The following is a 25,582-nucleotide window of genomic DNA, read 5'->3' as shown; positions in this document are numbered from 1 at the left end:
CCGGGGCCGCGGGCGCACGCATCCCGCCCCGGACGCCCCGCGCCCCCCACTCCCCCGCACCCACACTTAACACAACACTCACATGGCCTCTGAAGCGCCGTCCATCACCGCCCCCGAGCCCGTGTACCGGACCCCGTGGCAGCGGTGGGTCGGGTTCTGGTTCCCGGCCGCGGACCCGACCACCCTCGGGTTCATCCGCGTCACCACCGGCCTCCTGGTGCTGTACATCCACATCGCGTACAGCATCGATTTGCAGCAGTTCTTCGGCAAGCACGGGTGGTACGCCGCCGCGTACATCGAGCGCGAGCGGCACGAGTACCCGTGGCAGGTGTCGCCGTTCTGGTCGTGGGACCCGGAGTCGGTGGTGCCCGCGAAGGTGCCCGAGTTCCCGCACCGCCGCAAGGCGGTCGTGGACTTCATCCGCGCCCTGCCCGCCGACGGGGCGAAGCGCAAGGCGTCGCTGGAGTTCCTGCGGCGCGTCAGCGACAGCGACAACCCGGAGGCCCCGGTGGTGGCGCTGAACTGGTTCCAGGACATGCGCACGTTCCCGGAGCGCCGGGACCGGTACCTGGCGGCGCTGGTCAGCGGCCAGGTGCCCGCGGTGCAGGCGGACCAGCCGCCCACCCCGGCCCCGCCCGCGTTCTTCGCCGCGCTCCCGGTCGCCGAGCGCGAGCGGGTCGCCAACGACGTCCGCGCGTTCTGGGACGTGCTCCCGGCCCGCGACACCGGCGCCCGGGCGTACGTGCTCAACCACTTCGTCGAGCTCGGACCGGAGCTGCGCCGCGCGCTGGTCCATTTCCTGTACACGCTCCCCGACGACCCGGCCGAGCGCGAGAAGAAGATCGAGTACCTCGACTACTGGAACAACGAGGCGGACAAGGCGCTCCGCACGGGGCACAAGGTGTTCTCCGTCTGGTTCCACGTCACCGACCCGACCCAGATGGCCCTGGTCCACGCGTGCGTCCTGATCGCCATCCTGCTGTTCACGATCGGGCTGTTCACCCGCGTCACCTCGGTCCTCACCTGGATCGCGGTCGTGTGCTACATCCACCGGTCCCAGCAGATCCTGTTCGGGATGGACACGATGATGAACATCCTGCTGTTCTACCTGATGGTGGGGAACAGCGGGGCGGCGCTCTCGGTGGACCGGCTCGTCGCCCGGTACCGCGCCGCGCGGGCGGGCTTCGCGCGGGCGGGCTTCGCGCGGGCGGGGGGCGCGCTCCCGCCCGCCACGCAGGCGTTCCTCGACGCGCCCCCGCCGTCCCGCTCGGCGGGGCTAGCACTGCGGCTGATCCAGGTCCACTTTTGCTTCATTTACGTGGCCGCCGGGCTGTCGAAGCTGAAGGGCGGGGCGTGGTGGGACGGGCGGGCGCTGTGGGACGTGGTGGTGAACCCCGAGTTCACCCTGATGCAGTACGAGTGGTACGAGAAGGCGCTGCGGGCCGGCGCGACCATCAAGCCGCTGTACTACGCGGTCACCGTGCTAGGGGTCTGGGGCACGCTGTTCATCGAGATCGCCGGCCCGTTCCTCCTGTGGACCCGGCTCCGGTGGCTCATCATCCTGCTCGCGACCGCCATGCACGCGTTCATCGCGGTGCTGATGGGGCTGAACCTGTTCGAGCTGCTGATGATCATCATGCTCATCGCGTTCCTGCCCGATCAGGTGATCCGCGACCGGCTCCGCGGCGGCCCGGCCCTGCCCCGGCTGAAGCTCGCGTTCGCCCCGGGCTCCGCCGCCGCCACCCGCGCCGCAGCGCTGGCGGTCGCGGTGGACGCCGAAAATCAGGTGGCCCTCGTCCCCGACCCGGGCGCGACCGCGCCGGTGCTGACCGACGCGCAAGGGACACGGACCACCGGCCCGCACGGGGTCGGGGCGCTGTTCCGGTCCTTGCGGCTGCTCGCGCCCCTGTCGTTCGTGCTGTGGGTCCCGGGGGTGCGAGGGTGGCTGGCGGGCCGGCTCTTCCCGGCCCCGGCGGCGGTGCCCCAGCCGGCCGCGCCGACCGCCGCGAGTTGAAATTCGTGGGCAGGTGAAGGTGGTGGGCGGCGGTTTCGATGACGATATACTGTGTGCGTCCGCGAGTCCTGACACTTGCGGCGCGTGCAACCCTCGCTCAGGAGCCACCCAATGGCCGACGAAATTAAGCCCGCGGCGCAACAACAGGTTCAGATCCCGGTGGACGTGTCGAACCGGGAGACGGTATACGCCAACTTTGTGCAGGCGCACCTGAACGCCGACGAAGTGTACCTGGAACTGGGCCAGTTCTCCCAAGTGGTGACCCCGACCGGCCCGGACCCGATCGTCCTGAGCCACCGGGTCATCATGAACTTCGTAACCGCCAAGCGATTGGCCGATCTGCTCCGCCGGGCGGTGTCCCAGCACGAGCAGATGTTCGGCGTGGTGGAAGTGGACCCGAACCGCCGGCTCCGCGTCCAGCAGCCCCCGGTGTAATTTCGACCACCGGCCGGCCACAAAAGAAAACCAAGACCGAGGAGAGTTGGCCACAAAAAAGCACAAAGGGCACAAAAGAAAACCAAAACCGAAGACAGAAGAGTGAGCTTAAAAGCACTTCTCTTGTCTTCGGTTTTGGTTTTCTTTTGTGCCCTTTGTGCTTTTTTGTGGCCAACTCTCCTCGGTCTTCTGCCTTGGTTTCCCGTTGTGCTTTTTTGTGGCCAACTCTCTTCGGTCTGCGGTTATTTCGTCTTCGTGAGCGCGTCGGGCGCCGGCAGCGCGGCGGCCCGCGGCGGCTTGATGCCCAGCGCCTGGGCGAGGGTCGGGGCGACCGCGAGCGACGACACCTTTTCGGTCCGCTTGCCGAGCGCCGGGACGCCGGCCCCGTAAGCCAGGAACGGGATGTGCGTGTCGTACGGGTGCGGGCTGCCGTGCCCGGTCCCGCCCTTGTACGGCGTGACCTGCACGCCCGCCTTGGGGATCACGATCACGTCCCCGCACCGGTCCGGGCGGTACGCCAGCGCGACCGACTTCTTGAACGGCTGGTCGGCCGGGAACTGCCCGTCTTCGATCTGCTTGCGTGTAAAGGTCGTGTCGATGTAGCCGCGCCCGGCGAGCCACGCCGCCGCGGCCTCGGTGACCTTGTCGGGGTCGAGGTTCCGCGCCTTGATCGACTTCTGGTTCAGGTAAACCCAGGGCCACGTGTCCTCGTCGAACGCCGCGACCCACGGGGCGGCCGGGTCGGCGCCGAACATCGCGTCGAGCGCCTTGGGCAGCCCGGTCGTGAGTTCGCCGATCATGACCCGCTGGGCGGCCGGGTACTTCTTCAGCTCCGGCAGCGGGCACACGCCGTGGTCGGCCGAGACGACGAGCGTGTACCGCCCCTTGCCGACCTTCTCGTCCAGGAACGACAGGAACTCACCGACCAACTGGTCCGAGCGGAGGGTGACATCGAGCATCTCTTGAGAGTCCGGCCCCCACCGGTGGCCGAGGAGGTCGTTCGAGGAGAAGCTCACGCACAGCAGGTCCGGGGCGTCGCCGCGCCCGAGGTTCTCGGCGGTAACGGCCTTCCTCGCCAGGGCCGCGAGCAGCTCGTTGCCGTAGGGCGAGCCCTCGACCGCGTCGTAGTACTTTTTCGCGGGCGCGGTCAGCTTGCCCTTCAGCGCGTGCGGGAACGTGCGCCCCTGCCCGTTGAACCCGTCCGCCTCGCCCAGCGCGTCGTCCGGGCCGGCGAACTTCAGATAGTCGGCCTCGGCCTTGGGGCGGAGCCGGTCCCAGCTCGTGTTGAACCACGAGTCCACCAGCTTGGAGTCGTTGAGCTCCTTGACCCAGGCGTGCTCGCGGAAGTTCTCGCTCTTGCGCCCGTACCAGGCGCCGGTGTGGAACCGGCCGTCGCGGGTGTCGAAGCAGTACGCCCCGGACGGGTCCTGGCCGCCCATCAGCACCGCCGTGCGGTCCTTGATCGAGAGCGAGAACACCCGCCCCTTCCGGCCGGTCTGCTCGCGCAGCGCGTCGGCGACGGTGGGCACGAGCAGGCGCTCGGGCGAGTACCCGGTGGCGGCCCCGCGGTTCAGGTCCTTGCTCGCCGACGCCAGCGGCGGCACCAGCTCGTACGCCCGCCCCACCGGCTCGCAGCAGTACACCTTCACGCCCTTCTCGCGGTCGAACCACTCGTTCTCGATGATGCCGTGGTCGCGCGGCGCCGCGCCGGTCGAGAGCGACGCGTGCCCCGGCGCGGTGGAGGTGCAGGCGTAGGGGATGTGGCACTCCGAGAACCAGACGCCGTCCTTCTTGATGCGCTCGAACCCGTCGGGGCCGAAGAGCGGCGCCCAGCGCTCGAGGTAGTCGCCGCGCATCTGGTCGAACACGAACAGTACGACCAGCTTGGGCGACTCGGCCGCCGCCCCGGACGGCGCGGGCGGCACGGGCTGCGCCGCCCCCGGCGGCTGCTCGCGCTGCCGCGGGGGGCCGTCCGGCGGCGCCGGGCGGATCAGGAAGTACCCGCCGACGCCCGCAGCGACGAACAGGAGGAACACGGCCGCGATGGCGAGCCAGAACCGGGACATACGCACTCCTGAAAGAACCCGCCCCGGCCCCCTTCCTCCCCCTTTTAGGTAGAGAAGAACGAGCCGGCGCGGGTTGTCGGCTCCTTCTCCCCTCAATTTGAAGGGAGGGGCCGGGGATGGGTCGATCTACTTCCCGTCGTTGTCGAGCAGTTCCCACTTCTCGCCGAAGAAGCCCGCGCGGACCACCTTTCCGGGGTACCGCGCGTTGGGCGGGGTGGTCACGTCGATCACCGCGTAGTCCGGCAGCTTGGAGACCTGCCGGGCGTTGTTCAGGTAATCGTATTCGCGGAACGTGAACCCGCTGTTCAGGACGACGTATTTCTGCGGGTTCAGCGGGTTCGGGTAGATCAGCACCGGAACGTGCGTGCCCGCGTCGTAGGTGTGCTTGCCCACGACGACGCCCGTGTCGGTCCACTTCACCGGCAGCTTGTCCGCGATCTTCGCCAGCACCGCGTTGCTGCGCGGGTCGCCCCAGAGGATCAGGTTGTTGTTCGCGATGTCGGCGTCCGTGACCTCGGCGTCGGCCTTCACCGGCGCGTCGCCGCGGAACTGCTTCCGCCAGTGCTCGGTCGCGTGTTTGAGTTCCTGTTCGACCCACGCGCCGACCTTCTCGTTCGCCGCCTTGCCGGTGGGCTTCACCATCAGGAACGCGGACATGAGCGCGTCGTCGATCGGCCCTTGCAGCCGGGGCCGCTTGACGAGTCCGCCGGCCGGGGCGGACGCCTTCTCCCACGCGCCGCCGGTTTTGCGGAGGAGCACCGCGTCAACGCCGGGCTGCTTCGCCTCGGTGCGGTGCGCGATCGCGGTCCCGTCGATGGTGACATCGACCGCGCTGCCGGCGAACCGGAGCAGCAGCGCCGTCACGTTCTCCGTCTTCAGCGTGACCGCTTGGCCCTTGCGCTCGCCCTCCACGCGGGCGCGCGACCAGTGCTTCTCCATGCCGTGGATTTCGACGCCGGGGCCGCGCGAGTAGCGGAGCGTGTAGGTGACGAACTTGAACCGCGCGGGCAGCTCCTCGCGGTCCTGGGCCACGGCCGCGTCGATGAGCCGGTTGACCTCCTCCTTCGCGCCCTTCTCGTAGCTGTGACCGGTCTTCGGGCCGATGACGTGCTTCAGCTCGAGGCCCACCTTCTTCATCTCGCGGGCCATCACGTCGGCGGCCTGCTTCTGCGAGTCGATCTCGCCGCTGTACGCGACGGTGGGCAGGTTGAACAGGTTCTCGCAGTAGTCGGTGGCGTTGTACATGTGCCACAGCTTCTGCTCGTACCACGTCGGCTCGAGCGTCTCGTTCTGGAACACTTTGAGGAACTCGGGGGTCTCGCTGAACCCGGCGCCCGGGGCGCACGCGGCCCACAGGTGCGGGAAGTGGACGCCGTACTGCCAGCACGCGGCCCCGCCCATGCTGAACCCCCGCGCGACCAGCCGCCGCCCGTCGATGCGGTAGTGCCGGGACACGTGATCGAGGCACTCGAAGGTGTCGACCTCGCCGGCGAACTTGTTCGCGTTACTGAACCGCCCGAACGGGTGCAGGATCAGCGCGCCGGGGGCCGGGATGATGCCCCCGCCGGTGCCGGGCGCGTTCGCCATGAACCCGGCCTCGACGGTGTTCTCGTACCGGCCGTGCCACCACAGGTCGAGCCGGTGCTTGGTCTGCCCGTTGAAGTCGTACTCCTTCGGAACGATGAGCCAGTACGGCTGCACGCTCCCGTCGATCTTGGATCGATACCCGCGCAGCACCGCGCCGGTTTGCGTGGCCCAGGGCGCCTTGCCGCCCTTCAGCGCCTTCGCGCGTTCCAGGCCCGCGGCCAGCACCTTCTTCACGTTGTTCGCGGGCACCGGCGGCTTCTTGTCCTTGCCCGGCGCCGGGTCGAAGATCTCCTTGTAGTCGAGCGCCCACCGCACGGCCTTTTCGTAGACGAGCACGTCCGGCAGCAGCTCGTGCGGGCCGGTGTCCTTGATGAGCTGTTGCAGCTCGGCGAGCCCGGCCCGGATCGCGTCGCGGTCGGCGGGCGGGATGTCGTTGCCGACGGGCGGGACCGGGCGCACCTTGTCGGGGACGTTGTCCTTGGGGCCGTCGGCGCGGGTGGGGCTCGCGGGCAGCGTCGCGAGCGCGGCGACGGCCGCCGCAAAGAGGAGGGCGGAAAAGGCGCGTGGCAGCGCGAACATGTGAGCACCTCGGGGGTGTCGTGGGATAGGCACACTGTACGCGCGGCGGCGCGAGGTGCCAGGGCGCGGGCGGGGGCCGGACCGGGCGTTTCGGCCCGGTTCCCTTCTCCGCCCCGCGGGCATCTGCTAGAACGACGGTTGACCGTTCTCACACACCGGGACATCGCGCACGGACCGCGCGGTCCCCCGACAGGAGGCTTCCAGTGGCGGCGACGAAGATGATCGACATCCGGCGGGGCATGGTGCTGAACATGGACGGCACCCTCTTCTACTGCCTCGACCGCGACCTGAACACGCCGGGCAACTGGCGCGCGATCCTGTACCTGAAGCTCAAGAACATGACCACCGGGGCCATCACCGACGAGCGGGTCCACCCGGACCACAAGGTCGACGTGGTGTTCCTCGACACCAAGGACTACACGTACTCGTACAAGGACGGCGAGGACTTCGTGTTCGTGGACAAGGAGTCGTTCGAGCCGGTCACCCTGTCGGGCGACATGGTCGGCGACATGATGAAGTACCTGCGCGAGAACGACGACGTGAAGATCACGTTCTACGACGGCCGGGCGCTGTCGATGGAACTGCCGCAGACGGTCACGCTGAAGGTGACCGAAACGGAGCCCGGCATCAAGGGCGCGACGGCCGCGGCGCAGACGAAGGCCGCCACCCTGGAGACCGGCCTGGTCATCCAGGTGCCGTCGTTCATCGCCGAGGGCGAACTGGTCGTGGTGCAGACCGAAGACGGCAAGTACCTGCGCCGCGCGAAGGAAGGCAAGTAAGCGTTTCGGGCCGACGGCCCGCGGTCGGTGGCCGAAGCGAACGGGGGCGCGAGCTCCCTGTTTGCCTCACCCCAAACCCCGCAGCACGCAAGTACCGCGCCCGCGTCACCGGCCAGCCTCTTGGGCGCTCGCGCCGCGGCCCGCACCGGTCCGGCCCGCCCGCAAGCGACCCGATCGGACCCGTGATGCCGGCTCCGGCCGAAGAGGCCCCTTCTTCTGTCACCGGCTGCCGTGAGGCCGGTGCGACATCACCCGAATGCCAGTGGGCGAGGCACTGAACTGGTTCGACACCGGGCCGCCCGCACAACGGACGGTTCCGACCGCGCCCAGGCCTGGGAGCACGAGCGGCATCGGCCGCGCGACCGCCCCGCCAATGCGGCCCACCGACGTCGTCTTCGCCGGCCGCACGCTCTTGTACCGATCCCGATCGAGCCGCACCGCGTTGACGCACCCGCCCGCCCGCGCGCGGCCCACCAACGCGGACGCTACGCCCGACCGCTCCGGGGCGCCGCCCGTGGCTTGGTGCCGCCCTGCGGCCTTACATCACTTCCAGACCTGGCACTTCGGTAGCGCCGAGTTCAGCTCCTTCACACCCGCGTCCGTCACTTTTGTGCGACGCAGGTCGAGTGTGGTCAGGCCCTTGAGCGCGATCAGATCCTTCAGGCCCGCGTCCGTCACACTCGCGTCGCCCAGGCCAAGGTGGGTGAGGTTCTTGAGCCCGGCCAACCCCTTCAGGCCCGCGTCCGTTACCCCCGTGCCGCCCAGATAGAGGTGGGTGAGGCCCTTGAGCCCGGCCAACCCCTTCAGGCCCGCGTTTGTCACCCCCGTGTCGCAGAGGCCGAGGGCGGTCAGGCCCTTGAGACCGGCCAAATCCTTCACAGCCGCATCCGTTACCCCAGGGTTGTAACTCAGGTGGAGGATGGTCAGGCCCTTGAGACCGGCTAGCTCCTTCACACCTACGTCCGTCACCCCCGTGCCATCCAAGTGGAGGGCGGTCAGGCCCTTGAGACCGGCCAGATCCTTCGCACCCGCGTCCGTCACCCCGGTGTCATCCAGGGTGAGGGAGGTCAGGGCTTTGAACGTGGCCAGCTCCTTCACCACCGCGTCCGTCACTTCCGTGTTGCCCAGGTCGAGGGCGGTCAGGCCCTTGAGCGCGGCCAGCGCCTTCACGCCCGCGTCCGCCACTTTCGTGCGGCGTAGTTTGAGGGTGGTCAGGCCCTTATTCAGCGCGGCCAGTGCCTTCACACCCGCGTCCGTCACCTCCGTTTGGCTCAAGTCGAGAATGGTCAGGCCTTTGAGACCAGCCAACGCCTTCATGCCCGCGTCCGTCACCCGCGTGGATCTCAAGCGGAGGGTGGCCAGGCTCTTGAGTGCAGCCAACTCCTTCAGCCCCGCGTCCGTCACCCCCGTGGAACCGAGGTCGAGGTAGGTGAGGTTCTTGAGCGCGGCCAACTCCTTCAGCCCCGCGTCCGTCGCCCCCGTAAAAGACATGCCGAGGGCGGTCAGGCCCGTGAGCCCGGACAGTTCCTTCACACCCGCGTCCGTCACCCCCGTGGAACCGAGGTCGAGGGCAGTCAGGCCCTCGAGCGCGACCACCGCCTTCAGCCCCGCATCCGTCACCTGCGTGCTAAACAGTTTGAGGTAGGCGAGGTTCTTGAGCCCGGCCAGCTCTTTCAGCCCCTTGTCCGTCACCCGCGTGAAGCTCAGGTCGACCTCGGTGACGGACCGGCCGTCGGGCCTCGTGTCGCGAGTCACCCTCCCGCCGAGCTTCTCGACGAACGCCACGGCCTTGTCCTCAGCCTCGTCCGCACGGGCCGACGGACACACGCACAGGACCGCAAGGGCCAAGGCGGAAGCGCACACCCTGAGCATCGGTGTCTCCAGTTCCGAGGCAGTTCCGGACGGTCTTACAGCGCCGCGGGTCCCGGCTTGCGGCCCCCGCCCTTCGTACACAGACGGTTCCGGCCGCGCCCGGGTCTGGGAGCGCGAACGGCATCGGCCGCACGCTCTTGTGCCGGTCCCGATCGAGCCGCACCACGTTGACGCACCCGCGCCCGCCCGTGGCTTGGCGCCGTCCTGCAGCCTTACATCACTTCCGGACTTGGCACTTCGGTAGCGCCGATTTCAGTTCCTTCAGCCCCGCGTCCGTTACACTCGTACCATGCAGGTCGAGTGTGGTCAGGCCCTTGAGCGCGGCCAGTTCCTTCACACCCGCGTCCGTCACTTTCGTGTTGTTCAGGTCGAGGTGGTTGAGGTTCTTAAGCGCGGCCAACTCCTTCACACCCGCGTCCGTCACTTTCGTGGAACGCAGCTCGAGGCGGGTGAGGCCCTTGAACCCGGCTAGATCCTTCACACCCGCGTCCGTCACCCCCGTGCCCTCCAGGGTGAGGGCGGTCAGGCCCTTAAGCGCGGCCAACTCTTTCAGCCCCGCGTCCGTCACTTTCGTGAAGCCCAGGTCGAGGGTGACCAGGCCCTTGAACCCGGCTAGCTCCTTCACACCCGCGTCCGTCACCCCCGTAAAAGACAGGCCGAGGGCGGTCAGACCCTCGAGCCCGGCCAGTTCCTTCACACCCGCGTCCGTCACCTTCGTGCCGCCCAGGTTGAGGGTGACCAGGAAGTTGAGCCCGGCCAACGCCTTCACCCCCGCGTCCGTCACCTTCGTGACGCCCAGGTAGAGGTGGGCGAGGTTCTTGAGGCCGGCCAGTTCTTTCACCCCCGCGTCCGTTACCTTCGTGCCGCCCAGGTTGAGGGTGACCAGGAAGTTGAGCCCGGCCAACGCCTTCACCCCCGCGTCCGCCACTTTCGTGGAACGTAGGTTCAGGTGGGTGAGGTTATTGAGCCCGGCCAGCTCCTTCAGCCCCGTGTCCGTCACCTCCGTGTAGCTCAAGACGAGGGCGGTCAGACCCTTGAGCCCGGCCAGCGCCTTCACGCCCGCGTCCGTCACCTTCGTACCGTCCAGGTCAAGTTGGGTGAGGCACTTAAGCCCGGCCAGCGCCTTCACACCCGCGTCCTCCACCTTCGTGCCGCTCAGGTGGAGGGTGGTCAGGCCCTCGAGCGAGGCCAACTCCTTCAGCCCCGTGTCCGTCACCCGCGTGTAGCTCAAGACGAGGGCGATCAGGCCCTTGAGTCCAGCCAGCGCCTTCACGCCTGCGTCCGTCACCCGCGTGAAGCTCAGGTCGAGTTGGGTGAGGTCCTTGAGCCCGGCCAGATCCTTTACGCCCGCGTCCGTCACCTCCGTGGAGCTCAAGTCGAGGGTGGTCAGGCCCTTGAACCCGGCCAACTCCTTCAGCCCCGCGTCCGTCACTCGTGTGAAGCTCAAGGAGACCTTGGTGAGGGGCCGGCCGTCGGGGCTTGTGTCGCGAGTCACCCTCCCGCCGAGCTTCTCGACGAACGCCACGGCCTTGTCCTCGGTCTCGTCCGCACGCGCCGGCGGGCACACGCACAAGACAGAAACGACCGCGGCGAACGCCAACGTCCTGAACATCGGTTGCTCCTGGTTCGGGGTAGCAGTGCAGGGGCGCATTGTACCACGCCTCGGGTCGGGGCGCGCGGGCGCCGCGGCGCCCTTCGGTTCGGAACGCGGTTCCAGCTCCGCGGCGGCGCCGGCGTCCGAGAGTCGCTGAACGAGTTGTAGGACGGTTGCGAGTTAAGCGGGCTGGCGCTGCTGTACCGAATCCGGGCTCGTCGTAAGGTTCTCCCGAAGGCCGGTACGAGTCGCTTCCAACAGAGGCCCCGGGTAGACTGCACACGCTAATACGCACATGGACTCGCATACGGAAACCGGTCATGCACACCCTCGCTCTGGTCGTTTTCGCCTTGATGGCTGCGGCTCCGGTGGAACTAGCGGCGGACGTGTACGAGTGGCGGGAGCGGGCGTTCGGGTTCCCGATCGGACTTGGTGCGGACCAGCGAGCGGGGATCAGCCACTTCCGGCTGTTGGTGTCGGAGGACCGCGGCCGGACCTGGCGGCACGAGGGCGACTACGGGGCGGACACGAAACTGATCCGGTTCGATGCACCGGACGACGGGCTGTACTGGTTCGGTCTGCAACTGGTGTTCAAAGATGGTACGGCCACTCCAGCAGACGTGAAGCAACTGAAGGCGGACCGAAAGGTGTTCGTGAACACGAACGGGCGGCCGGTGGTGATGAAGAAGGAGTACGCGGTCCTGCAAGCCGAGAACGAAGCACTGCGGAGGCGGATCGCGGAGCTGGAGCAGAAGCTGGACGAATCAGGCCGTAAGCCGAAGTGACGGGTGCCCTTCCCGCCCATCAACACGCCGCTGCGTGCGGGCCGTGGGTCGGTGATGATGCCCCTTCCCACCCGGATGCGTGCATCCCTGGAGATGCAAAGCCCCTCTCCTGGCACAACCGCTACAATCAGCGATACTTGCCGCCGGCGCCCGACGGGCGTGATACACGTACCCGGTAATATTGCCGCTTCTTGACGAGCCGCGACCGCCCGGGAGCGGGGCACGAACGCTCGACCGGGACATGAAAGCAGTCTTTGACAGGATGAACGGGATAAACAGGATTGAGAATCAGTCGGTCTTCATCCGGTTCATCCTGTCGATCCTGTCAAAAGCGGCCTTCATAAGCGTGCAGCCCGCACGGGTCGCAACGGAGGTGCCGCCGCCCGGGAGCAGGATACGTGGCACCGCTCCCGGGCGGCCGCGGCTCGTCAATAAAAGCGGCAGTGCAGGTGGGTTCATGTATCGGGCGGTGCGGGAGGAACGGACATGCGCGTGGCGTGGTGTGCGGCGGTATTCGTGTTCGCGGCCTCACTCGGGTGCGGCAAAAAGCCCAGCGCCCCCGCCGGCCCTGGGGCCGCAGAAGAGGAAGCGCCCGAGCCGGCAGGGCCGGCCTACTCGCTGAAGCTTCGGGACCGAAAAGCCAGCGGCGACAAGTGGTCCGTGGTGTCTCTGAAAGAGTCGCGGATCAATGCCAAGATCGGCCCCGACACAATCATCAAGACGTCTTCCGACGAGAACCGGTACACGCAGTCCAACGTGTCCGCCGACGGCAGTAAGCTCGTTCGCGCCTATCAAGTGAGCCGGGAAACCCAGGACGGCGGCAAGACCGTCACCCGAACGTACTCCGGGAAGACCGTAACCATCGAGAAGAAGAACGAGATCTGGACCTTTACAGTCGCCGGCAAGCCGATTTCGGACGCGAAGATTCTTGAGGACGAGTTCAACAGCGGCGGGCTCTCCCAGCACACGGCCGAGTTGCTACCGAAGGGGCCGGTCAAAGTGAACGAGCGGTGGTCCGTCGATCGCGACTTCCTCCGCAAGCTCACGCGCCGATCGACCGTGCCGATCGATGCCGAGAAGACGACCATCACCGGCCGCCTTGTGAAGACCTACGCGAGCGAGGGAACGCAATGGGGTGTCATCGAGTGGGACATTGAACTGGTGATGGCGGGCGCGAAGTCCGGTCCCCAGCGCGTCACCGGTAAAATGAGCTACGAAGGCCCCATCGACGGCGCGAAGGCCGAGTCCAAGATCCAGCAAACGGTGTCCGGCTCGTGGAGCGAAACGACCCCGAACGGCCCGGCCAACGTCGAACTGGAAGAGAGCCGGACGCTGACGCACTCGCCTCAGTAGTCGGAGAGTGCGGTCTCATACACGAACCCACTTGCGGTATAGCTTTCTTGACGAGCCGCGACCGCCCGGGAGCAGGGCACGAGCGCTCGACCGGGACATGAAAGCAGTCTTTGACAGGATGAACGGGATAAACAGGATTGAGAATCAGTCGGTCTTCATCCGGTTCATCCTGTCGATCCTGTCAAAAGCGGCCTTCATAAGCGTGCAGCCCGCACGGGTCGCAACGGAGGTGCCACCGCCCGGGAGCAGGATACGTGGCACCGCTCCCGGGCGGTCGCGGCTGGTCAACAAAAGCGGCAGCGCAGGTGGGTACGTGTCTCAGGTCTCGGTCGGTCAAGCCGCTCAACCGTTTGCCCACTTCCGATTTGAGGCGGTGTTTCTGCCGCTCGAACCGGCGCTCCGCGTCCTCGCGGGTTGTGCCGGCCCGGTCGGTTTTGTTTGAACCGACCGGCGAACCTCTCGACAAATTCAGCAAACTCGACGGCGCTCGGCCCCGGTGCCCGGCGTGCCATCTGGTATTTAGCGGGACCGTCGCGCTCGCACGGGCTGAGGGCTCGCAGCCGGCGGCCCGCTCCCTGGGACCGCGGACGTCCCGTCCGCCGGTATGCGTGCGGACCCCGTCGGCGTCGAGCGGGACGGGGTCGCTCACCGACCCGCGGCCTCCCGTCCAACGGTATGCGTGTGGAATAGGCGACACCGCGCGGCCCCGCCGAGCGATCGAATCCCACAGCGGCGGACGGGACGTCCGCGGTCCCAGGGAACAGGCCACCGGCTTCAGCGCGACCTGGTCTCTGCTTCGCGCACGGCTCAAACAGAAGGCGGAAATCGTGATGCGAAGGGCGGCACCGTCTGCGGTTCACGCGAGTCGCTGTAACGGGGGTTACAGCACAACGCCAGTGGTACTCGAGCGGGTCACCGACGGGACATTCGCTGCCGGTCCGCTACCCATTCGCGGGCCGGTCGCTACCCACGAATCCCACACCCTCGGCGCCGGGTTTCAGCGTAGCCGGCTGGCCCCACGGGCAACGCAACATCCTGAACGGGAACATGATACGGCCGATTTGAAGCGCAAAATGCCGTCCACCCCACGGGCGGCCGCACGGGAAACCGCCCCCCAGACGCGCCGGGCGTGCGTTCGGAACTACCACAAGGCGGCAGCGGCCGGATCAACCGTTGCCATCCCGAGCGGGGCCGGTCCCGTCGCCAACGGGTCGCACAAGGAACGCGGGCACCGGACACCGTGGGGAGAGAGCCGCATCCGACCAACGATTCCACACGTGCCCAAACGGAGACACGGAACGGCCCTGTTCTGTCGGGCCGCGCCAAGATCATCGTGCTTGCTCGGCACAAGCGGGCCGGCGTACAATGCGGTAGCGACACATCCGGAGGCGCAGCATGGCCCATCCTCTCCCGATCCCGGGCCGTTCGTTCATCGGCGGCGAGTGGCACGCCCGCGAGGACTTCACCAGCCTGAACCCCGCGAACCTGAGCGAGGTGGTGGGCACGTTCCCCGCGGCCACGCCGGCCGAAGTGTCCGCGGCGGTCGAAGCCGCCCGGGCGGCGTTCCCGGGCTGGCGCCGCACCTCACGCATCCTGCGGGCGGAAGCGTTCGACCGACTCGCGCAACTCATCAAGCGCGACACCGACGCGCTCGCCACGCTGATGGCTCGCGAGTGCGGCAAGAACGTCACCGAGTGCCGCGCGGAGGTGGTCGAAGGGCTGCACATGGTGCAGTACGTGTTCGGCACCGGGCGCACCGGCGTGTACGGGGAGGTGGTGGCGTCGGAGATCGCCGAGAAGGACGCGTTCACCCGGCGGAAGCCGTGGGGCGTCGTGGCGGTGGTGACCCCGTGGAACTTCCCGTTCGCGGTGCCGCTCTGGATGCTGGGGCCGAGCCTGCTCGAGGGAAACACCTGCGTGTTCAAGCCGAGCGAGGAGACGCCCGCCATCGCGCTGAAACTGGTGGAGCTGTTCGCCCAAGCCGGCTTCCCCGCCGGCACTGTCAACCTCGTTCACGGCCGCGGCGACGTGGGCGAGGCGCTCGTGAAGAACCCCGGCGTCAACGTGGTGTGCTTTACCGGCAGCTACGCGGTCGGCGAGCGCATCCAGCAGGTGTCCGCGACCATCCCGAACCGCATCGTTGCGGCGGAAATGGGCGGGAAGAACGCGGTCATCGTGTGCGACGACGCCCGGTTCGACCTGGCCGTGAACGCCGGCATCCTCAGCGCGTTCAAGACCACGGGCCAGCGGTGCGTCTCCGCGAGCCGGATCATCGTTCACGAATCGCTGGTCGAGCGGTACGCCAAGGCGTTCGTTGATACGGCGAAGCGGCTCCAGTTCGGTGACCCGCTTGATGCGAAGAACTTCGCCGGGCCGCTCGTGAACCGGAAGGGCGTCGAGAAGGTCCTGAGCTACAACGCGCTTGCGAAGTCGGAAGGCGTGGAGGTGCTGCTCGCGCCCGACGGCCCGCCGGACGCGAAGGGGTGCTTCCTGACGCCGTTCGTGTACCGCACGGAGGCCAAACCGAGCCTGCGCGTGACGCACGAGGAGGTGTTCGGGCCGCACGTCGCACTGATCCCGTTCAAAACGGATGAAGAAGCCGCCGCGATTTACAACGACACCGAGTACGGGCTCTCGATGGCGGTCATCACCGAGAGCTACCGGCGGATGCGGTTCTTCCGCGACGAGTGCGAGTACGGCATGGGCTACGTGAACCTGCCGAGCATCGGCGCGGAGGTCCACCTGCCGTTCGGCGGGGTGAAGAAGAGCGGCAACGGGCACCCGTCGGCCGCGGCGCTGGTGGAGGCGGTGACACACAAGACCGCGTGGACCGTGAACCACGGCACCGACATCAAGATGGCACAAGGGCTGACGACGGCAATTGACGGAGGTCCGGCGTGAGCGATCAGCCCGCGAATGAAGAGCGCCCGGCTTCACTGGGACGAGGCGGCTTGGTCGCCGCGTGCCTCGTCTCCTCCTGGCTCGTGACAGTGGGGACCTGGAACGATTACTATCCCCGCGCTCGGTCCTTTGGTGGTCTGGGGTTCTTTTTCGCCGGCGTTCTGTTGCTCCGTTGGCGGCGGCATTTTGTCGCCTTCGACGGCTTGATTCGGCGATGGGGCGGGATGTCAATTTCTCCCGACCTAGCGATAATTCAGGCCCTCGTTGTGGGCATCTTTTCGATGCTCTTTGGGCTCCAGATTTTCTTCAGTGCGACTGAACGGCATGGGCTACGTGAACCTGCCGAGCATCGGCGCGGAGGTCCACCTGCCGTTCGGGGGCGTGAAGACGAGCGGCAACGGGCACCCGTCGGCCGCGGCGCTGGTGGAGGCGGTGACACACAAGACCGCGTGGACCGTGAACCACGGCACCGACATCAAGATGGCACAAGGGCTGACGACGGCAATTGACGGAGGTCCGGCGTGACCAGCGAAACGAGGCGGGCCGAACGCGAGAGGCTGCGCCGGACACGTTGGCGAGGGATGAAGGGTACGACCGCCTTACTCGGGGTGGCCCTCTGTCTTCCCATGCTTCAGCCCCCTGTCAGTGGGGCAAGGCCTCTTTGGTTCGTGCTCGTGGCCGGCATCGTCGCTTGGGGCGCTGCGGTGTTCGCGCTCGCGCACCTGCGCACGGTGGCGGAAGATTACCGCCGCGCCGCGTGGACGCAGTACGAGTGGTTCGGGTTCACTAATCGCTTCGCCGCGACCCGTGAGGTCAACGCCGGTCACTATCTGAGCGCGTTCGGCTTGGTAGTCGGCGGTGTGGCCATCGGCGCGTTTCACGTCTCGAGTGCGCTCGTTCGGCTGGGATGATTTAACTCGGCGAGGGCCAAACAATGTGGATGTTCGACAACGCCGTGGTGCCCGACATCCGCACCCCACTGCCGGGGCCGAACGGGGCCGAGTTGCTCGCGCGCGACCGGCGGTACGTCTCGCCATCGTACACCCCGATGTACCCGCTGTTCGTCGAGCGCGCCAGCGGGTGCGTGGTTCAGGATGTGGACGGGAACCTCTTCCTCGACTTCACCGCCGGTATCGCGGTCACCAACACCGGCCACTGCCACCCGGAAGTTGTGGCGGCGATTCAGGACCAGTCCACGAAGCTGCTCCACATGAGCGGCACCGACTTCTACTACCGGCCGCAAATCGACCTTGCGGAGAAGCTGGCGCAGGTGGCGCCGGGGCCGACACCCAAGAAGGTGTTTTTCTGCAACAGCGGCGCGGAAGCGATCGAGGGCGCGCTGAAGCTGGCGCGCTGGCACACGAAGCGGAACCGGGTGGTCGCGTTCTTCGGCGCGTTCCACGGCCGCACCTATGGGGCTATGTCCCTTTCGGCGTCGAAGCTCATCCACCGCAAAGGGTTCTCGCCGCTCGTACCAGATGTTCACCACGTGCCGTTCCCGCGCGAGTGTCCCGGGTGTGCGACGAGGTGCGGGCTCGCCGCGACCATTGACGACACCATCTTCAAACGCACCTGCCCGCCGGACGAGGTGGCCGCGATCTTCGTCGAGCCGATCCAGGGTGAGGGCGGCTACCACCCGATGCCGCCCGCCTGTCTGACGGCCCTCCGCGCGCTGTGCGACAAACACGGGATCATGCTCGTGGCCGATGAAGTGCAGTCCGGGATGGGGCGCACCGGGAAGATGTTCGCAGTGGAACATTACGGCGTCGAGCCGGACATCATCTGCTCCGCGAAGGGGATCGCGTCGGGGTTGCCGCTCGGCGCGATCATCGCAAAGGCGGACGTGATGGACTGGCCGTCGGGCAGCCACGCCAGCACGTTCGGCGGCAACCCGGTGGCGTGCCGGGCGGCGCTGGCGACGATTGAGTTACTCGAGCGCGAGCTGATGGCGAACGCGGCCGCCCGCGGGGAGCAACTCCGGGCCGGGCTGCGCGAACTCGGTGCGAAGCACCCGGCCCTGACCAACGTGCGCGGGCTCGGGCTCATGACCGCCGCCGATCTGCCGTCGCCGGCCGTGCGCGAGCAGGTGATTCAGACCGCGTTCCACCGCGGCCTGCTCCTCCTGGGATGCGGCGAAACCGCGCTGCGGTTCATCCCGCCGCTGTGCGTGTCCGCGGCGCAAGTCGATACCGCGCTTGGCATTCTGGACGGCGTGCTGGGAACGGCCGAGCCGGCCAAGGCCGCGACCGGCGCGCCCGCCGGGGCGGCCCTTCCGGTGGTGTGAGCGCGCCGCGGGTCCGCCTTGCATTTCTCCGAATTTGACGCTCTTCTGCGCTCGTAGTGCAAGCCGTCGCCCGCTTACGAATGCAGAAGGACGCTACGCGATGCCCGCTCCGCAGTCGCCCGAACCGCTCCCGCCCCACGCGGTGCTGATGCAACTGGTGTTCGGAAAGCTCGTTACGCAGGCCGTATCCGTTGTCGCGCGGTTCAAGCTCGCCGACCAGATGGCCGCCGGCCCCAAAACCGCGGCCGAACTCGCTTCCGCCGCCGGGCTGAACGCGAACCACCTCTACCGCGTCCTTCGCGCGTTGGCCGGGTTGGGCGTGTTGAGGGCCGAGGGAGAGCGGTTCGCGCTCACACCGGTGGGCGAGTTCCTGCGGTCCGACGTTCCGGGCTCCATGCGTGCCATCGCCACCTACGTCTGCGATCCGTGGAGCTGGAAGCCGTGGGGCGACCTGGCGGGCAGCGTGAAGGCCGGGGCGCCCGTTTTCGACCGCATGTTCGGTGAGGGGGTGTTCGACTACCTCGCGAAGCACCCGGACGAAGCCGCCACGTTCAACGAGGGCATGACTGGGTTCTCACAGCAGGCCGCTGCCGCGATGCTGAAGGCCTACGACTTCACGCCGTTCGGCACAATCGTTGATGTGGGCGGCGGGCACGGCGCGATCCTACGCGCGGTCCTGGGCGCGGCCCCGAACGCGCGGGGCATCGTGTTCGACGCCCCGCAGGTCGCGGCCGGGGCGGACGAGCCGATCCGCGCCGCGGGCCTGGCCGACCGGTGCAAGGCCGAAGGCGGCGACTTCTTCCGGGCGGTCCCCGCGGGCGGCGACCTTTACATCCTGAAACACATCATCCACGACTGGAACGATGCGAAGGCCACGCAGATCCTGAAGTCCGTTCGCGCCGCGATCCCGGCGACCGGCAAGCTGCTCCTCGTCGAAATGGTGGTGCCGCCCGGGTTCGCACCGCACTTCGCCCACGTACTCGATCTCGAGATGATGGTGGTGTGCGACGGCAAGGAGCGTACCGAACAGGAGTACCGCGAGCTGTTGGCGGGGGCCGGGTTCAAGCTCACCCGGATCGTCCCGACCGAGGGGCCGCACGGCCTGATCGAAGCCGAACCGGTTTGACGCCACACGAGTTCCGACTTACAAACCCTTCGTAGCTCTCCCGGCGAAGGGTGTGGTTCATGCCGACAGTTTTGATCACCGGCGGTGCCGGGTTCATCGGGTCCAACTTCGTCCGCCACCTGCTGGCGACCGACCCCGCCGTACAGATCGTCAACTTCGACGCGCTGACCTACGCGGGCAACCTCGCGAACCTCCGCGACCTCGACGGCCACCCGCGGCACACGTTCGTGCGGGGCGATGTCACCTCCCGCGACGACGTGCGCGGCGCGATGCAGCGCGGGGTGACGGATGTCATCCACTTCGCGGCCGAGAGCCACGTGGACCGCAGCATCCAGGACAGCGGCCCGTTCGTGCGAACCAACGTGCTCGGCACACAGGTGCTGCTCGACGCGGCCCGCGAGTTCCGGGTGAACAAATACGTTCAGGTCTCGACCGACGAGGTGTACGGGAGCCTGGGCGCGACCGGGCTGTTCACCGAAGAGACGCCCTTGCACCCGAACAGCCCGTACTCGGCAAGTAAAGCGGGCGCCGACCAACTCGTGCAGGCGTACCAGCACACGTTCGGGCTGAACGCGGTGATCACGCGGTGCTCGAACAACTACGGGCCGTACCAGTTCCCCGAGAAGCTGATCCCGCTGTTCGTGACCAACCTGCTCGCCGACCAGCAGGTGCCGGTGTACGGCGACGGCCAACAGGTCCGCGACTGGATTCACGTGCTGGACCACTGCCGCGGTGTCGAGGCCGCGTGGCGCCGCGGGACGCCCGGTGAGGTGTACAACTTCGGCGGCCGGTGCGAGATGGCGAACCTGGACCTCACGCTGCTCCTGCTCAAGCTCCTCGGCAAGCCCGAGACGCTCATCAAGTACGTGGCCGACCGCTTGGGGCACGACCGCCGGTACGCGATCGACTGCACGAAGGCCGAGCGCGAACTGGGCTGGGTGCCGCAGGTGAAGTTCGACAAGGGCTTGGCTGAGACGATCGACTGGTACCGGGCGAACGCGGACTGGGTCGCGACGATCAAGAACAAGGACTACCTGAGCTACTACGAGAAGCAATACGGGAAACGGGGATAGTCCCACGTCTCACGTCGGCAAGTCTCAGGTCGGCAAGCCGATCGCGGACCTGCGACCTGAGGCCTTCTGACTTGAGACCGGAGAAAAGATGTCCATTCGCGGCGTGATTCTGGCGGGCGGCAAGGGCACCCGCATGGGCGAACTCACACGGGTGACCAACAAGCACCTGCTGCCGGTCGGCGCGTGGCCGATGGTGTACCACCCGCTCAAGAAGCTCACCGGGGTGGGGCTGCAAGAGATCTTGCTCGTGTCCGGCACCGAGCACATGGGCGATTTCGTCGAGTTGCTCGGTTCGGGCAAGGACCACGGGTGCCGGCTCACGTACCGCGTCCAGGACGAGGCCGGCGGGATCGCCCAGGCGCTCGGACTGGCCGAGCACTTCTGCATGGGCAGCCGGTCGCTGGTGCTGCTCGGCGACAACATCTTCCGCGACCCGCTCATCGGGCTGCTGGAGAAGGCCAACACCCGCCCGGACTGGGCCTGGATCGGGCTGAAGGAGGTTCACGACCCGGGGCGGTACGGGGTCGCGGAACTGGACGGGGACAAGGTGCTGGGCATTGAGGAGAAGCCCGAGAAGCCCAAGAGCCCGATGGCGGTGGTCGGCATTTACATCTACCCGCCGGACGTGTTCGGGCTCATCAAGACGCTCAAGCCGAGCCGGCGCGGCGAGCTGGAAATCACGGACGTCAACAACCACTACATCCAGCAGGGCCGGATGGGGTGCTTCAACCTCGACGGCTACTGGACCGACGCCGGCACGCTCGACAGCCTCGACTACGCGAACGAGTTGGTCCGCAAGGAGCCGCCGCGGTTCTGACGTCTCTCGGCGCCGGAGGCGTTCGGCGCCGAGAGCGCCGAACGCCGCGTGAAACCCGACCTCAAATCAGTCCGTGGTGGCCGAGGTAGCGCTCGGCGTCGAGCGCGGCCATGCACCCGGTGCCGGACGCGCTGACCGCTTGGCGGTAGTAGTCGTCGGCCACGTCACCGGCGGCGAACACCCCTTCCACACTCGTGTACGTGCGGGCCAGCGTGGTCCACTTGATGTACCCGCCCGGGTTCAGCTCGAGCTGGCCGCCCAGGAAGCCCACGTTGGGCGTGTGGCCGATCGCCAGGAACAGGCCACTCGCCGCGAGTTCTTCTGTCGCGCCGGTCTTGTTGTTCTTCACCCGCACCGCGGTCACGCCCTTCTTGTCCTCGCCGAGCACCTCGTCGACCTCGGTGTTCCAGCGGATCTCGATCTTCGGGTTCTGCTCGGCGCGCTCGGCCATGATCTTGCTGGCGCGAAGCACGTCGCGGCGCACCAGCAGGTAGACCTTGCTGCCAAACTTCGTGAGGTACCCGGCCTCTTCGACGGCCGTGTCGCCGCCGCCCACCACCACGATCGGCTGGTTCTTGAACCGCGGCAGGAACCCGTCGCACACGGCGCACGCGGACACGCCCTTGTTCTTGAACTTGTCCTCGCTCGGGAGCCCCAGGTAGTTGGCCCGCGCGCCGGTGGCGATGATGAGCGTGTGCGTCTGGTACGTCTTGCCGTCGTGGGTGGTGAGCGTGAACGGGCGGCTCTTGAGGTCCACCTTCACAACGTCCTTCGACTCGACCCGGGTGTTGAAGTTCTTGGCCTGCTGGCGCATGAGCGCCACCAGCTCCGGGCCGTTGATCCCGTGCGTGGGCTGCGGCTTGTCGTCCGACACCCAGTACGGGAAGTCGGGGTCGTCGGCCTTCAGAGCGGTTTTCAGGTACTGCCGGGTGTCCCCGGCGGGCCACGACGGGAAGTTCTCGACCTCGGTGGTGAGCGCGAGCTGCCCGAGCGGGAGGGTGCCGTTCTGCCGGTTCTTGTCGTCGTTCGGGTTGCCCTCGAACACGAGCGGGTTCAGTGTGGCCCGGGCCGCGTAGATGGCCGCGGTCCATGCGGCGGGGCCGGAGCCGATGATGATCACGTTTTCGGGCATGGCGTTCTCGAGAGTGGTCGGTACGCAGCTACAGGTTCTCGGTCGGCGCGGCAAACGGGTGTCGTCGCCGCCGGCGGTCGTGCTATTCTAGATGTTCACCCGGTGCTGTCCTGATCGGCGTTCCAATCGCGGGGCATCGGCAAAACCGACCGAACCACTGACGAGCCGTCGAGTACCGCAAACCGACAGGAACAACTCCCCCCAATGCACGAACGCCTGACGCACTTCCGCGAGATCCTGCGCTACGTCCCCCGGTTCCGCGACCGGGTGTTCGTGATCGCCCTCGACGGCGCCGTGGTCGAGGACGACAACTTCCCGAACCTGCTGCTCGACATCGCGCTGCTGCGGAGCCTGAGCATCCGGGTGGTGCTGGTGCACGGCGCGGCGCTCCAGATCAAGCGGTACGCGGAGCTGATCCAGATGACCCCGTCGGACATCGACGGCACCGGGATCACCGACCGCGAAACGCTCAACGTCGCCATCACCGCGGCCAACCGCGTCACCCACGAGATCCTAGAGGGGCTGACCGCCAACGACCTCCGGGCCGTGTGCCCGAACGCGCTGGTCGCGCACCCGGCGGGCATCCTGGGCGGCGTCGACCACCTGTTCACGGGGCGCGTCGAGCGGGTCGATACCGGGCTCCTCGAGTTGCTCCTCGAGCGCGACATTGTACCCGTGATCCCGCCCATCGGCATCGACGGCGCCGGCGCGTCGTACCGGCTCAACTCGGACGCCGTCGCGGTGGAGCTGGCGAAATCGCTCAAGGCCGTGAAGCTGGTGTACCTCAACACGGAGGGCGGGGTCCGGGACGCCCGGGGCGCGGTGATCCGGCAAATGACCGCGCAAGAGGCCGACGCGGTTCTGAAGAAGAGCCGGGCCGAGTTGCCCCCGGGAGCGGTCACGAAGCTGACGGCGGCCGTGCGCGCGTGCAAGGAGGGCGTGGAGCGGGTTCACATCATCGACGGTCGCGAGCAGGAGGGGTTGCTCGGCGAGGTGTTCTCGAACGAGGGCATCGGCACGCTCATCCACGCCAACGAGTACCAGGCGATCCGGCAGGCGCAGAAGAAGGACGTCCGGGCGGTGTACGGCCTGATCCAGCAGGGCGTTCAGAACGACGAGCTGTTGAAGCGGTCGCGGGCCGAACTGGAGAAGATCATCGGCGACTACTTCGTGTTCGAGGTGGACCGCAACCCGGTCGCGTGCGCGGCGCTGCACGTGTACCCCGAGCAGAACATGGCCGAGCTGGCGAGCGTGTTCGTCGCGGAGCGCTACGAGAACCAGGGGATCGGGGCGAAGCTGATTCAGTTCACCGAGGGGGCGGCGCGGCGGCGCGGCATCGCGAAACTGTTCTGCCTCTCGACCCAGGCCATCAACTACTTCGTTCAGAAGGGCGGGTACGCGCTGGGCACGCCCGACGACCTTCCGCCGGTGCGGCGCGAGCGGTACGAACAGAGTCGCCGCAAGTCGCAGGTGCTAATCAAGCAGTTGAGCGACCGGCCCGCGTAACGCCGCGCTGGCACTTCGGGTTCCAGCTAAAAAACGCATGGCGGTGTGAACGCCCTCGGGGCGCGGCTGGTCCGAAGCGCGGCCGGGTCGCATCAATGCTCGGTAGAGGGGCCAAGAAGAGTTTGACAGGATAAACAGGATCTCGAACCGATCGGTCTTCATCCGGTGAATCCGGTTCATCCTGTCAAAACTTGTTTTCGTGACCACGAGGCTCGCCCGGCTCCAGGCCGCAGGCCCGGAACGGTTACCAGACCTGTTCCTCTTAATCTGGGGACAGCCGCAGTTCCGCCCGCACCGGTTGGAACCACAGCAAGCCTACCCACTACGACTCCCGGGCTGCCTTCTCCGCGGCCAAAAGCTCCTCGCCCCGGGCCGTCGCGCGGTCCAGTTCGGCGCGGACCTGGGGCCGTTGTGTCCGGCCTCGTTCAGTTGCTGGTAGTTCTCCAAACGGCCAACAAAAGGCACCGGTAGGGCAGTAAGCGTTCCGACCCCGGAAGAGAAGTAAACGACAGCCGACACGCGAACCGGGAAAGCCATCGCCTTCCCGGTTTCGTTTCCGCGGCACGTGTGTTACGCTCGGGCGGTTTCACCTCCCGGAACCCCACTCATGCGCCACGCCGCTCTCCTCGCCGCCGCGCTCGTCATGCCCGCGCTCGCGGCGACCGCCGACCCGCCCAAAAACGCTCCGCCGATCGAACGGCCCGCCGACCCGAAGGCGACGAAGATCGTCCTGATCGCCGGCTCGAACTACTACAAGGCCGGCGAGCACGACTACGTCGCGAACTGCGCGGTTCTGGCGGACCTGCTGAAGCAAACCCCAAACGTCGCGCCCGTGCTCGCGCTCGACTGGCCCAAGAAGGCCGACACGCTCGACAACGCCAAGGCGGTCGTGTTCCTGTTCGACGGCGCCGAGAAGCACCAGGCGCTCAAGGGCGAGCGGCTCACGCAGGTGCAAAAGCTGATGGACGCGAAGGCCGGGCTCGTTCAGCTCCACCAGACGGCCGATTACCCGAAGGACTTCGCCCCCAAGGCGCGCGAGTGGAGCGGCGGCGCGTGGGAGAAGGGCGCCGGCGAGCGGGCACACTGGGTCACGACGTTCGACAAGTTCCCGGAACACCCGGTGTGCAACGGGGTGAAGCCGTTCAAGATCGACGACGGTTACCTGTTCAAGAACACGTTCGTTGCCGGCATGAAGGGCGTGACGCCGATCCTGCGGACGTGGAACCCGAAATCGACCGCCAAGCCCACCGGCGGGCAGGACGTGGTCGCGTGGACCTACGAGCGGCCCGAGGGCGGGCGTTCGTTTACGTTCACCGGGGCGCACCTGCACGCGAGCTTCGCGGAGGAGGGCTACCGGCGGTTACTGGTGAACGGCATCCTCTGGGCCGCGGGCGTGGACGTGCCCAAGGAAGGCGCGAAGGTCGATCTCGACCCGTCCGAATTGCCTAAGTACCTGAAGCCCGCGCCGGCGAAGAAGTAGCCGCTTGCGGCCCGGCTAGAGTGCCCGCATCGGGCTCGGCGAGAGAGGCGGAAAGGTATAGGCATGATAATACCGATACCAATTGCTACGCACTGGGTGGCGACGGCCCACGGAACCGTTTGGAAAGTCGTCACCTGTTCGCACTGCCTACAACGGTATGCCTTCCTGCTGAAGTTGGAGGCGACCGGCAAGGAAGTCG

General features: G+C 67.3%; 19 protein-coding genes and 1 pseudogene. 15 read left to right on the top strand and 5 right to left on the bottom strand.

All coding sequences use genetic code 11. From position 1 onward, the window contains the following. Positions 1–82 precede the first annotated feature (82 nt). Positions 83–2,014 carry an HTTM domain-containing protein gene (locus R5W23_RS21225; protein ID WP_320688011.1) on the top strand — a complete coding sequence of 644 codons (1,932 nt, stop codon included), beginning with the start codon at positions 83–85 and terminating at the stop codon, positions 2,012–2,014. Between the two features lie 111 nt (positions 2,015–2,125). Further along, entirely contained in the window at positions 2,126–2,449 is a 324-nt protein-coding gene (locus R5W23_RS21220; protein WP_010049381.1) for a DUF3467 domain-containing protein, read from the top strand. 242 nt (positions 2,450–2,691) lie between these two features. On the opposite strand, the gene R5W23_RS21215 is transcribed toward R5W23_RS21220, so the two are convergent. Further along, complete coding sequence (locus tag R5W23_RS21215) at positions 2,692–4,515, bottom strand: alkaline phosphatase family protein (RefSeq protein WP_320688010.1); 1,824 nt, start codon at positions 4,513–4,515, stop codon at positions 2,692–2,694. A 126-nt stretch (positions 4,516–4,641) separates the two neighbouring features. After that, the gene (locus tag R5W23_RS21210) at positions 4,642–6,681 is read right to left on the bottom strand and encodes a prolyl oligopeptidase family serine peptidase (protein ID WP_320688009.1); all 2,040 of its coding nucleotides are present in this window, start codon (positions 6,679–6,681) and stop codon (positions 4,642–4,644) included. A 203-nt stretch (positions 6,682–6,884) separates the two neighbouring features. Here R5W23_RS21210 and efp point away from each other — a divergent pair, with 203 nt between their 5' ends. Next, positions 6,885–7,460: an elongation factor P gene (efp, locus tag R5W23_RS21205; RefSeq protein WP_010038603.1), complete on the top strand. Its 576-nt coding sequence runs from the start codon at positions 6,885–6,887 to the stop codon at positions 7,458–7,460. A gap of 543 nt (positions 7,461–8,003) precedes the next feature. Here the strand turns inward: efp and R5W23_RS21200 are convergent. Together R5W23_RS21200 and R5W23_RS21195 are read right to left on the bottom strand one after the other, a co-directional pair. Further along, positions 8,004–9,332, bottom strand: a complete 1,329-nt coding sequence (locus tag R5W23_RS21200; RefSeq protein ID WP_320688008.1) for a leucine-rich repeat domain-containing protein — start codon at positions 9,330–9,332, stop codon at positions 8,004–8,006. 217 nt (positions 9,333–9,549) lie between these two features. Then, on the bottom strand, positions 9,550–10,944 hold the full coding sequence (locus R5W23_RS21195) for a leucine-rich repeat domain-containing protein (RefSeq protein ID WP_320688007.1): 1,395 nt from the start codon (positions 10,942–10,944) through the stop codon (positions 9,550–9,552). A gap of 302 nt (positions 10,945–11,246) precedes the next feature. Here R5W23_RS21195 and R5W23_RS21190 point away from each other — a divergent pair, with 302 nt between their 5' ends. From R5W23_RS21190 to R5W23_RS21145, 10 genes and pseudogenes are all read left to right on the top strand, one after another. Then, complete coding sequence (locus tag R5W23_RS21190; RefSeq protein WP_320688006.1) at positions 11,247–11,711, top strand: hypothetical protein; 465 nt, start codon at positions 11,247–11,249, stop codon at positions 11,709–11,711. Positions 11,712–12,197: 486 nt separating this feature from the next. Continuing rightward, complete coding sequence (locus tag R5W23_RS21185; protein WP_320688005.1) at positions 12,198–13,064, top strand: hypothetical protein; 867 nt, start codon at positions 12,198–12,200, stop codon at positions 13,062–13,064. Between the two features lie 97 nt (positions 13,065–13,161). Then, positions 13,162–13,506, top strand: coding sequence for a hypothetical protein (locus R5W23_RS21180; protein WP_320688004.1), 345 nt, complete (start codon positions 13,162–13,164; stop codon positions 13,504–13,506). A gap of 953 nt (positions 13,507–14,459) precedes the next feature. After that, a complete protein-coding gene (locus tag R5W23_RS21175) occupies positions 14,460–15,965 on the top strand; it encodes an aldehyde dehydrogenase family protein (RefSeq protein ID WP_320688003.1) in 1,506 nt (501 codons plus the stop codon). Between the two features lie 321 nt (positions 15,966–16,286). Next, positions 16,287–16,490 (top strand): annotated as a pseudogene (locus R5W23_RS21170) (aldehyde dehydrogenase family protein); the annotation flags it as partial. A gap of 149 nt (positions 16,491–16,639) precedes the next feature. Further along, positions 16,640–16,876 carry a hypothetical protein gene (locus tag R5W23_RS21165; protein ID WP_320688001.1) on the top strand — a complete coding sequence of 79 codons (237 nt, stop codon included), beginning with the start codon at positions 16,640–16,642 and terminating at the stop codon, positions 16,874–16,876. A gap of 23 nt (positions 16,877–16,899) precedes the next feature. After that, on the top strand, positions 16,900–18,249 hold the full coding sequence (locus R5W23_RS21160; RefSeq protein ID WP_320688000.1) for an acetyl ornithine aminotransferase family protein: 1,350 nt from the start codon (positions 16,900–16,902) through the stop codon (positions 18,247–18,249). 100 nt (positions 18,250–18,349) lie between these two features. Then, positions 18,350–19,375: a methyltransferase gene (locus R5W23_RS21155; RefSeq protein ID WP_320687999.1), complete on the top strand. Its 1,026-nt coding sequence runs from the start codon at positions 18,350–18,352 to the stop codon at positions 19,373–19,375. A gap of 59 nt (positions 19,376–19,434) precedes the next feature. Continuing rightward, entirely contained in the window at positions 19,435–20,448 is a 1,014-nt protein-coding gene (gene rfbB, locus R5W23_RS21150; RefSeq protein ID WP_320687998.1) for a dTDP-glucose 4,6-dehydratase, read from the top strand. A gap of 88 nt (positions 20,449–20,536) precedes the next feature. After that, entirely contained in the window at positions 20,537–21,265 is a 729-nt protein-coding gene (locus R5W23_RS21145; protein WP_010039516.1) for a sugar phosphate nucleotidyltransferase, read from the top strand. A 61-nt stretch (positions 21,266–21,326) separates the two neighbouring features. Here the strand turns inward: R5W23_RS21145 and R5W23_RS21140 are convergent, their stop codons facing one another. Next, positions 21,327–22,397 carry an FAD-dependent oxidoreductase gene (locus R5W23_RS21140; RefSeq protein ID WP_320687997.1) on the bottom strand — a complete coding sequence of 357 codons (1,071 nt, stop codon included), beginning with the start codon at positions 22,395–22,397 and terminating at the stop codon, positions 21,327–21,329. Positions 22,398–22,601: 204 nt separating this feature from the next. Between R5W23_RS21140 and argA the strand changes: the two genes are divergently transcribed. Both argA and R5W23_RS21130 read left to right on the top strand, forming a co-directional pair. Continuing rightward, positions 22,602–23,903, top strand: coding sequence for an amino-acid N-acetyltransferase (gene argA, locus R5W23_RS21135; protein ID WP_320687996.1), 1,302 nt, complete (start codon positions 22,602–22,604; stop codon positions 23,901–23,903). A 607-nt stretch (positions 23,904–24,510) separates the two neighbouring features. Further along, positions 24,511–25,383 carry a ThuA domain-containing protein gene (locus tag R5W23_RS21130; RefSeq protein ID WP_320687995.1) on the top strand — a complete coding sequence of 291 codons (873 nt, stop codon included), beginning with the start codon at positions 24,511–24,513 and terminating at the stop codon, positions 25,381–25,383. Positions 25,384–25,582 lie beyond the last annotated feature (199 nt).

Origin of the sequence: Gemmata algarum, assembly GCF_034097035.1 — a bacterium.
Classification (GTDB): domain Bacteria; phylum Planctomycetota; class Planctomycetia; order Gemmatales; family Gemmataceae; genus Gemmata; species Gemmata algarum.
Note: the sequence above shows the minus strand (reverse complement) of the source record. Positions and strands in the feature narration are given on the sequence as shown.

What these genes read in the sequence shown, in the direction of transcription:
- R5W23_RS21225 (WP_320688011.1), top strand. Translation starts at nt 83, where the DNA reads ATGGCCTCTGAAGCGCCGTCCATCACCGCCCCCGAGCCCGTGTACCGG.
- R5W23_RS21220 (WP_010049381.1), top strand. Translation starts at nt 2,126, where the DNA reads ATGGCCGACGAAATTAAGCCCGCGGCGCAACAACAGGTTCAGATCCCG.
- R5W23_RS21215 (WP_320688010.1), bottom strand. Translation starts at nt 4,515, where the DNA reads ATGTCCCGGTTCTGGCTCGCCATCGCGGCCGTGTTCCTCCTGTTCGTC.
- R5W23_RS21210 (WP_320688009.1), bottom strand. Translation starts at nt 6,681, where the DNA reads ATGTTCGCGCTGCCACGCGCCTTTTCCGCCCTCCTCTTTGCGGCGGCC.
- R5W23_RS21200 (WP_320688008.1), bottom strand. Translation starts at nt 9,332, where the DNA reads ATGCTCAGGGTGTGCGCTTCCGCCTTGGCCCTTGCGGTCCTGTGCGTG.
- R5W23_RS21195 (WP_320688007.1), bottom strand. Translation starts at nt 10,944, where the DNA reads ATGTTCAGGACGTTGGCGTTCGCCGCGGTCGTTTCTGTCTTGTGCGTG.
- R5W23_RS21190 (WP_320688006.1), top strand. Translation starts at nt 11,247, where the DNA reads ATGCACACCCTCGCTCTGGTCGTTTTCGCCTTGATGGCTGCGGCTCCG.
- R5W23_RS21185 (WP_320688005.1), top strand. Translation starts at nt 12,198, where the DNA reads ATGCGCGTGGCGTGGTGTGCGGCGGTATTCGTGTTCGCGGCCTCACTC.
- R5W23_RS21180 (WP_320688004.1), top strand. Translation starts at nt 13,162, where the DNA reads ATGAAAGCAGTCTTTGACAGGATGAACGGGATAAACAGGATTGAGAAT.
- R5W23_RS21175 (WP_320688003.1), top strand. Translation starts at nt 14,460, where the DNA reads ATGGCCCATCCTCTCCCGATCCCGGGCCGTTCGTTCATCGGCGGCGAG.
- R5W23_RS21160 (WP_320688000.1), top strand. Translation starts at nt 16,900, where the DNA reads ATGTGGATGTTCGACAACGCCGTGGTGCCCGACATCCGCACCCCACTG.
- R5W23_RS21155 (WP_320687999.1), top strand. Translation starts at nt 18,350, where the DNA reads ATGCCCGCTCCGCAGTCGCCCGAACCGCTCCCGCCCCACGCGGTGCTG.
- rfbB (WP_320687998.1), top strand. Translation starts at nt 19,435, where the DNA reads ATGCCGACAGTTTTGATCACCGGCGGTGCCGGGTTCATCGGGTCCAAC.
- R5W23_RS21145 (WP_010039516.1), top strand. Translation starts at nt 20,537, where the DNA reads ATGTCCATTCGCGGCGTGATTCTGGCGGGCGGCAAGGGCACCCGCATG.
- R5W23_RS21140 (WP_320687997.1), bottom strand. Translation starts at nt 22,397, where the DNA reads ATGCCCGAAAACGTGATCATCATCGGCTCCGGCCCCGCCGCATGGACC.
- argA (WP_320687996.1), top strand. Translation starts at nt 22,602, where the DNA reads ATGCACGAACGCCTGACGCACTTCCGCGAGATCCTGCGCTACGTCCCC.
- R5W23_RS21130 (WP_320687995.1), top strand. Translation starts at nt 24,511, where the DNA reads ATGCGCCACGCCGCTCTCCTCGCCGCCGCGCTCGTCATGCCCGCGCTC.